Consider the following 8,459-nt stretch of genomic DNA (forward strand, 5'->3'; position numbering starts at 1 on the left):
CAACCAGTAATGAGGAATGCGCAACAAGGAGTAGAGCCGCCATGAAATCGAAACTCTTGGCCAGCTGGCAAGGCAAACTGCACGCGGGCAGCTGGGGCATATCCATCCAGGCGAGTGGCTGGAAACCTCTCTCGCCCCCGCCGTTGAACGAACCCGACGGCGCAGGCCGACGCTCCTTCCTGAAGCTCGGCGCCGCGGCGATGGCGGCACCGTTGCTGCTGCGGTCGCGTATAAGCACTGCCGGGGACGATGATGATGAGGTAGCCCCGCCGGTATTTCCCCCCAGCCCTCCGACCACGCCGTGGAAGGAGAGGCTGCCCAACGCAATCACGCCACTCGCCCCGGTCGACCAGCTAACCCCGGCCCCCAGCGTGACGGCGAATACTGCGGGCGGCGAAGAATGCGGCCGGGCCGCGCACCAGCGTTATAACGAACTCATTGGCGCGCTGGGCGCACCGCTTCTCTACTCGCTGAATGCCGTGGAGCGGCCCGATTGGCAGTTCCATCCGGACTATCCGAAGCAGCCAGTCTGGGTCTTCGAGAGCGACAACCCGGATAAGAGCCAATTCAGTCCGGTGTTCTTCGCCCGTTATGGCCAACCCATTCTCTGCCGCATTCGCAATAAGCTGCCACAGAATCACACCGGCTTCAGCACGCCCGAGATCTCCGTCCACCTGCATAATTTGCATACGCCCTCGGAGAGCGACGGCTTCCCGGGCGACTACTTCAGCCCGCTCAAGGCCGGCCCAACCCTAACTGCGCCAGGGAAATGGAAAGACCACTTCTACCCCAACATCTATGCCGGCTACGACCAGCAGAAAACCCCCTTCGGCGATCCGGACGAGGCCCTCGGGACGCTATGGTTTCATGACCACACCCTGGACTTCACCGCGCCGAACACCGTCCGCGGTTTATTCGGCTTCTACCTGCTGTTCGACAACCTGGACTCGAACAACGAGGGCCCGCAAAGCAGCGGGCTGAGGCTGCCGAGCCATCCCTACGACTACACCCTGAGCTTTGGCGACCGGCGCTTCGACGCCAACGGCCGGCTGTTCTTCGACCAGTTCAGTCCCGAGGGGGTGCTCGGCGACAAGGTGATAGTCAATGGCAAGATCGAGCCGGTGTTGCGCGTCGCTAATCGCAAGTATCGCCTGCGCCTGCTGAATGCCGGCCCGAGCCGTAATTACGAGCTGTATCTGGCGCGGGCGAACGGCGTCGTGCAGACCTTCACCTACATCGCCAACGACGGCAACCTGTTGCCGGCTCCACTGTTGAACCAGCTCAAGGTACGCATCGGCGTGGCCGAACGCGCGGATATAGTCGTGGACTTTTCCAGGTATCCGCTCGGCACCGAGCTGTATATCGTCAACCGCCTCGAGCAGATCACTACGCGCAAGCCTGGGAACGTAAAGGCGCCAGGCACCCAACTGCTGAAGATCATCGTCGACCGCACTGCGGCGGATGTCAGCGTGGTGCCGAACGTGCTTCGCCCGCTGCCGGCGCTACCCACTGCCGCGCAAATCGCGGGATTCCCGGTGCGCCGCTGGGTGTTTGCCCGCAGCGGTGGCATGTGGACGATCAACGATAAGCTGGTCAACGTGCGGTCCCCGCGCGCCCAGATCCCCCAAGGCAACTACGAGGTCTGGGAGTTGACGAATATCGAAGACGGCTGGATCCACCCGATCCATATCCACTTCGAGGAGGGCCGCATCCTCAGCCGGAATTTTGAGGGAATAAACGTCCCGCTAGCGGCGCACGAACGAGGCCGCAAAGACGTCTACGTGCTCCGCGGCCCCGAGACCATTCGGGTGCTCTTGCGCTTCCGCGATTTCAAGGGGAAATACCCGATGCACTGTCACAACATGATCCACGAGGATCACGCGATGATGCTGCGCTGGGACATCGTCTGATGTGTGCGCCAACCCCGTCCGTGACACTGGAGGTACGAAGATGAACACTCGCAGGAATGTCTTGGTCGGCCTGGGCACCGCCGCGCTCGGCTTGCTCGCCTGGCGCACCGGTGCCGTGGAACCTGAACCCGCTCGCCGCGACGGGACTGACGCCAGCCATTTCCCCAACGTCACGCTCTACACCCACGAAGGCAAGCCGGTGAAGCTCTACGACGACCTGATCCGCGGCAAGGTGGTCGCCTTCAACATGATGTATACCTCGTGCGCAGGGATTTGCCCGACCGCGACGGCGAACTTGCGGGGCGTGCAGAAGCTGTTGGGCGAACGCGCCGGGCGTGACGTCTTCATGTACTCGATCAGCTTGCAGCCAGAGCTGGACACGCCGCAGATCCTCAAGGCCTATGCCGAGCAGCATCGTGTTGGCCCGGGCTGGTGGTTCTTGACCGGTGCGCCGGCCGACATCGAGCTGGTGCGCAGAAGCCTCGGCTTCTACGATATCGATCCGCTGGTCGACGGCAACAAAGCGAACCACTCCGGCATGGTGCGGATCGGCAACGACCGCAGCAACCGCTGGACCATGGCCGCGGCCCGCTCGGTTCCCGAGCAGATCTTTGCCACCCTCAACCATGTCGACAATAGCGTCGTGCATACGGCTTAGGGCGACAGCACGCCGCGGGTAGCGCGGCACGCGTGACTGCAGAACTGCGCTGCGGCGAGTGGCAGGGGGGGTTAGATCGATTACTTAAGGAGGCTCGGGATAAGTGAGTAACCGTCGTTCCCGCGAAGGCGGGAACCCAGGATGTTACGGTCTTTCTGGATGCCCGCCGGCGCGGGCATGACGATTTATTCAACTCGCCCTTATTCAACTCCCCCTTGTAGTTACGACCGTTTTAATGGCTTTAGCTCTGAAGCCGGGCCGCCATGAATTTCTCGCGCCGCGTGCGTCTTTATTAAATCCGACGAAAGCGACGGATTACTGTCGACTTTAACTTTACAACTCCTAACCCCTGAGCTTTAGTCACCTAATTGACGCTTTGAGCGGCATCGGAGAACGGGCCGCAGGACTGTGACCGTCAAGCTAGCGCTGGGGAGAACAACCTCCATGGACTAAGCCTTCATGCTGAGTTGGAAGCGCAAATTGGCAGCGGGGGGGTAGGTATGCCCCATGAAGCCCAAGAGTTGGAAATCTAGCTCGAACCGTTCTAAAGATTTACCCGACGGCGCAGCAAGACGCTCATTCCTCAAGTTATCCGCCGCGGCCATGGCGGCGCCGCTGCTCCTGAGAGCACGCAACAGCGCTGCCGCGGAGTGGGTGACCACACCCCAGCCGATCTTCCCCCCCAGCCCGACCACCAGGCCCTGGCTGGAGGAGCTGCCCAGGCAGATCGTGCCGATCGAAGCCGTCAGCACCCTGAGCCCGTCCCCCAGCCTGGAAGCGAACGTCGCCGGCGGCGAAGCCGGGCGAGCGCCGCACCAACGCTTCGACGAGCTCACCGACGTGCTGGGCGCGCCGGAACTCTATGAGTTGAGGGCCGTGGAGAACACCGCATGGGTGACCCATCCGGATCTGCCCTTACAGACCGTTTGGGCTTACCGAGGCGCCACACCGGGCGCGACCGTGCCCGCCACCATCTTCGCGCACTACGGCAAGCCAGTCCTCTGCCGCATCCACAACGACCTGCCGCAGGATCACGTCGGCTTCGGCAGCCCGGAGATCTCCACCCACCTGCACAATCTGCATTCGCCCTCGGAGAGCGACGGCTTCCCGGGCGACTTCTACAGCCTGAACGAGGCGGGGCCAACCCTCGACGACTCGGGGCCAAACCAGGGCAGAGGAACCTTTAAAGACCACTTCTACCCCAACATCTATGCCGGCTACGATCAGCTGCAAAACGGCATCGGCGATTCTCGCGAGGCCCTGGGTACGCTTTGGTATCACGACCACTGCCTGGACTTCACCGCGCCGAACGTCTGCCGCGGGCTGGTGGGGTTCTACCTGCTGTTCGACCATATCGACTCGGGCGACGAACGTGATCCGAACCCTAGCGCGCTGCAGCTGCCGAGCCACCCCTACGACTACCCGCTGGCCTTTGGCGACCGGCGCTTCACCCCGCTTCCGGACGGCCAGCTGTTCTTCGACCAGCTCCATGTCGAGGGCGTGCTGGGCGACAAGGTGGTGGTCAACGGCAAGATCGAGCCGGTGTTGCGCGTGGACGCCCGCAAGTACCGCCTGCGCCTGCTCAACAGCGGGACCAGCCGCTTCTACGAGTTCTATCTGGTCAAAGCGAACAACGAGGTGCAGCGCTTCGACTACATCGCCAACGACGGCAACCTGTTGCCGAAAACGCTGCGCAACCAGACCAAGGTGCGGCTCGCCGTGGCCGAGCGCGCCGACATAGTGGTGGACTTTTCCAAGTACCTCGGCACCGAGCTGTACCTGGTCAACCGCCTGCGCCAGGACAGCACCCGTGGACCCAAGGACGCTAAGGCGCCGGGCACCCGCGTGCTGAAGTTCATCGTCGATCGCTCTCCACCGGAGCAGGATCTGAGCCAGGTGCCGGACGAGCTGCGGGAGTTGCCGGATATACCCACCCCTGAAGAAATCGCGAAACTGCCGGTGCGGCGCTGGGAGTTCGATCGCAAGAATGGCCTGTGGCAGATCAACGGGCGGCTGGTCGACGTGAACAACCCGCGGGCCAAGATCAAGCAAGGCAGTGCCGAGGTCTGGGAATTGGTGGGTAAGTCCGGCGGTTGGTCCCATCCCATCCACATCCACTTCGAGGAAGGCCGCATCCTCAGCAAGTCCGTGGACGGCATCAACGTGCCGGTGCCGCTGCACGAGCGCGGCCGCAAAGACGTCTTCGTGCTGGAAAACACCATGACCATCAGGGTGTTGCTGCACTTTCGCGATTTCACCGGCAAGTACGTCATGCACTGTCACAACGTGATCCACGAGGACCACGCGATGATGCTGCGCTGGGACATCGAGGAAAACTGAGTAGTGCGCGGCAACAAGGCTCATGAGCCCGGAGAAATGCAGATGAACACTCGCAGAGATCTATTGGCCGGCATCGGCGCCCTGGGCGCCGCCGCGCTCGGCTGGGCCGCCTGGCGCGGGGTCGGCGCAGCACCACTGTTCGTTCGCGGCGCTACTGCCGCAGACGGCCGCTTGCCAAACACGCCGCTCTTTACCCACGAAGGCAAGGCGGTGCGGTTCTACGACGACCTGATCCGCGGCAAGGTGGTCGCCATCAACATGATGTATGCCTCCTGCGCCGGGATCTGCCCGACCGCGACGGCCAACCTGCGGCTGGTGCAGAAGCTGTTGGGCGAACGCGTGGGCCGCGACGTCTTCATGTACTCGATCACCCTAGAGCCGGAGTTGGACACGCCGCAGAGCCTGAAGGCATACGTCGAACTGCACCATATCGAGCCCGGCTGGTTGTTCTTGACCGGCGCGCCCGCCGACATCGAAGAGTTGCGCTATAGCCTCGGCTTCTACGATCCCGACCCGTTGGTCGACGGCGACAAGGCGTCCCATTCCGGCATGCTGCGCATCGGCAACGATGCCTACCAGCGCTGGACCATGGCGCCCGCGCTGACCTCGCCCGAGCAGATCCTGGCCACCATCAATCATGTGGACAGAGCCGTCGTGCGCAGGGTTTAGGGCGACGGGGCGCCGCTGCTAGCACAAACACCTGTGCTTGCAGAGCGGCGCGACCTGGTGGCTGACGGCGTGTCGAGCAATGCCGTCTAGGCGAAGCTGTCGCTTAGCAAGTTTCCCAGCCAGCCCGCCATCTCTTCGCGAATATCTTCCGTAGGTGTGGGCGCTTCGGCCGGCGTGCCTGGCACCGCTACCATGGTCCCGATGGTGGCGAGCCCGCTGGGGGGGGCGAACGCATAGGTTGTGCTCGTCCAGCTCGCGGTTGTGCGAGTGATGGGCGGGAACGCGGCGGCGGTGGTTTTCGGCGCCGGGTCCGGCGCCAGACCGACGAGCGCGCGCAGAATCGCATCCACGCACACCTTGGCTTGCGAGTTGGCCATATGACCGGACTTGGCCTGGCCAGTCGCTTGCGAGTCGCCGAGTATGTGTATGTTCGCGGCGGGGATCTGCGTGGATTCATAGTTGAGCGGATTCACCGGCGCAAACTTGCTGCCGCTTGGCACCAGACCGCTGTCGAACAGCAGCCTGCCGGCGCGTTGTGGTGGAATGACGTTGATCACACTGCCCCGCACAATGCTCGTCACGCCGCCCCTGGTGATGTTGAGGCTCATGTTCGCGGCATCCGCCGAGTTCACCGTCACATTTGGCAGATACTGCACGATATTGCGGTAGATACCGGTGAATGCCGTGCTGAAGGTGCGCCTCATGGCGGCGATATCGGGGTTCGCGTCCAGGATCAGGATCTTCGAGGCGGGCTTGGTGCGCAGGAAGAAGTCGGCTACCACTGTGGCCCGCTCATAGGGGCCGGTATGGGCGCGGAATGGCGTCTTCGGAATAGTGATCACGAAGGTGCCGCCGTTCGGCATGGCATTCAGCTGATTTTTCAACAGGGTCGTCTGCGCGCCGGCGATCCAGGCGTGCGGCATCACGTTGAAATTGAGGCCGGGGACGCGCTCGAAGTCGATACCCGGGGCGATGATCACATGCTCGTAATCGAGCGTCGCCCCGCTGGCGAGGTGAACCCGATGCAACCCCGGATCGACTCGCACCGCCCGGCCGCTCACCAGCTGCACGCCAAACTTATCGCGCAGCGTGGCAAGGGGCCTCGTGAGGCTGGAGAGGGCGCTTTCGCCAGTGAGCACGAGGTTGCTGCCGATACAGGAGATATGCGCGGCCGCCGGGTCGACCAGGGTCACGCTGATATTGCCTCCCAGCAGGCGCAGATACTTGGCGGCCGTGGCGCCGGCGAAGCCGCCGCCGATCACGACGACGCGCGCGCCGGCCGCCGCATTGAGCGAAAAAGGCAAGGCGGCCAGCGCGAGGCCGCTGCCGCAGATCTGAATAAACTTACGCCGATTGAAGTCACTCATGAGATTTCCTCCAAGCTAGTGGATGCGCGTCAATTAGCCGGCCGCCCCAGAAAATCGGCGATCCGCCGCAACTCTGCATCGCTGTAGACCTTGGCTTGCTGGTTCATCACCGTGATCTTGGTCGAGGCTTTCATCTCGAGCAGTTCCTTGAACAGGTCATCCGCGCGTTCGTCGTTGATGCTGTCGATCTTGGTTTGCGACTTGCCGTTGGTGCCGTGACACTGGAAGCATTGCGACGCCAGCAAACGGCCGGGCGGTGGGTCGGCCGCAAATGCGGGTGTAATGCTCGCCGCGAACAAGGTGATGGCTAAGAGGTGAGTGTCTATGTGTTTCACCGTCTGACCCTCCTGAGAGTTGTCTGATATCGAAGTACGGTGAACCTTGGCGCGGGCAGAAATCCTCACATCTGGTGATGCGATACGATTTATCTGCGCCTATTCCTTGGTGGGGATGTTGCAAGCGGACAAGAAATCCGCCCAAACCGCAAAGTCGTTTAATTGCCGAATGATGACAAGTGCATTTGGTCTGAAAACAGGGTGGCTAGACGCCACTCGTCGCGCCTCTGAAACCCAAGACTCTTCCCCCTTTGAATCGTCGGCAGAGCCTCTGCTTGGTTAAAATACCGACCTCTTCGTCATCGCCTTCAGAAGCACCCTGCGCCAGGTCCCTGGCCGGATCAGCCGCTCTCACGACCCGGCTGAGATGAGCCAACGCCGGAGTGCCGGCCATAGCTCACAGGCTTAACAGTCGCTATCAATGCGCCACAACGATCTATTAAACCCCTAACAAAACAGCTGCTTGCATACACATTAAAAACAGGACTTGAACTTCACTTAGCATAGGCACCTCAAGTAATACATTTCAGTTCTAGAGAGGAGTTTGACGTTTTGCAGGGCGTTGTGTTGCACAGGAAAGGCGTTAGGCCCGGGGTCAGGAGCAACACAACGACGGAGAAGATCATGGACAGAGAGCAACTCACTCGCATGTTGAAGCCGCCACTAACGGGCGCTTTCTCGACCCATCAGCGTGTTTCCTCCCGGCAACTCCATACCGACCGCTTGTTCGCTGTCGTCCACGCACAGAACCCACTACGACTGAGCGCTGATCAGCGAAAGCGCCTCAGAGGCGTTCGGCTGCGGGCGTTATCCCAATGCCCGGCGGCCGAGTTCCCGGTTCGAATACGGAGCTGACGCCTCGCCGCCACTTCAGGTGCCAGGTTGCCGTCAGCGATGAGCAAGTTGACTGAAAGGGAGAACCGCCATGAAAACTACCGACTCGAGACACCGGAAAGCGCGGCTGCCACCCCCGCAAGACTCGGCCGCTGTCGAGGCCCGGCGCTCGTTCCTTAAACTCGGCGCCGCGGCGATGGCCGCGCCGTTGTTGTTGCGACCGGGTATGAGCACCGCCAAGGATGGTGATGATGATGAGGTAGCCCTGTCTCTTATAACCATCTGACGCTGCCGACGAATAGAAAGGTGTACAACTCATAGGTCTACACATCATTAAAAAAAAAAA

The 8,459-nt window shown here is 61.7% G+C and carries 7 protein-coding genes; 5 read left to right on the top strand and 2 right to left on the bottom strand.

All coding sequences use genetic code 11. From position 1 onward, the window contains the following. Positions 1 to 41: 41 nt before the first annotated feature. The 4 genes from FFS12_RS18600 (at position 42) to FFS12_RS18615 (ending at position 5,577) form a co-directional block, all read left to right on the top strand. Complete coding sequence (locus tag FFS12_RS18600; protein ID WP_256657487.1) at positions 42 to 1,910, top strand: multicopper oxidase family protein; 1,869 nt, start codon at positions 42 to 44, stop codon at positions 1,908 to 1,910. Positions 1,911 to 1,950: 40 nt separating this feature from the next. Continuing rightward, positions 1,951 to 2,568 (top strand): SCO family protein, encoded by a 618-nt coding sequence (locus FFS12_RS18605; RefSeq protein WP_137889057.1) that lies wholly within the window; start codon positions 1,951 to 1,953, stop codon positions 2,566 to 2,568. Between the two features lie 654 nt (positions 2,569 to 3,222). Next, positions 3,223 to 4,908 (top strand): multicopper oxidase family protein, encoded by a 1,686-nt coding sequence (locus tag FFS12_RS18610; protein ID WP_305955928.1) that lies wholly within the window; start codon positions 3,223 to 3,225, stop codon positions 4,906 to 4,908. Positions 4,909 to 4,950: 42 nt separating this feature from the next. Then, on the top strand, positions 4,951 to 5,577 hold the full coding sequence (locus FFS12_RS18615; RefSeq protein WP_137889062.1) for an SCO family protein: 627 nt from the start codon (positions 4,951 to 4,953) through the stop codon (positions 5,575 to 5,577). A gap of 86 nt (positions 5,578 to 5,663) precedes the next feature. On the opposite strand, the gene FFS12_RS18620 is transcribed toward FFS12_RS18615, so the two are convergent. After that, positions 5,664 to 6,944, bottom strand: a complete 1,281-nt coding sequence (locus tag FFS12_RS18620) for an FAD-dependent oxidoreductase (RefSeq protein WP_137889063.1) — start codon at positions 6,942 to 6,944, stop codon at positions 5,664 to 5,666. Between the two features lie 29 nt (positions 6,945 to 6,973). Continuing rightward, positions 6,974 to 7,279: a c-type cytochrome gene (locus FFS12_RS18625; RefSeq protein ID WP_137889065.1), complete on the bottom strand. Its 306-nt coding sequence runs from the start codon at positions 7,277 to 7,279 to the stop codon at positions 6,974 to 6,976. A gap of 925 nt (positions 7,280 to 8,204) precedes the next feature. Between FFS12_RS18625 and FFS12_RS18630 the strand changes: the two genes are divergently transcribed. Next, positions 8,205 to 8,399, top strand: a complete 195-nt coding sequence (locus FFS12_RS18630; protein WP_137889067.1) for a hypothetical protein — start codon at positions 8,205 to 8,207, stop codon at positions 8,397 to 8,399. Positions 8,400 to 8,459: the final 60 nt, after the last annotated feature.

This window comes from Pseudomonas sp. 2FE (assembly GCF_005503735.1).
Classification (GTDB): Bacteria; Pseudomonadota; Gammaproteobacteria; order Pseudomonadales; family Pseudomonadaceae; genus Aquipseudomonas.

Bases quoted from the DNA above. Each gene is read 5' to 3' on its own strand.
- FFS12_RS18630 (WP_137889067.1), top strand. From the start codon at position 8,205: ATGAAAACTACCGACTCGAGACACCGGAAAGCGCGGCTGCCACCCCCG.
- FFS12_RS18600 (WP_256657487.1), top strand. From the start codon at position 42: ATGAAATCGAAACTCTTGGCCAGCTGGCAAGGCAAACTGCACGCGGGC.
- FFS12_RS18620 (WP_137889063.1), bottom strand. From the start codon at position 6,944: ATGAGTGACTTCAATCGGCGTAAGTTTATTCAGATCTGCGGCAGCGGC.
- FFS12_RS18615 (WP_137889062.1), top strand. From the start codon at position 4,951: ATGAACACTCGCAGAGATCTATTGGCCGGCATCGGCGCCCTGGGCGCC.
- FFS12_RS18605 (WP_137889057.1), top strand. From the start codon at position 1,951: ATGAACACTCGCAGGAATGTCTTGGTCGGCCTGGGCACCGCCGCGCTC.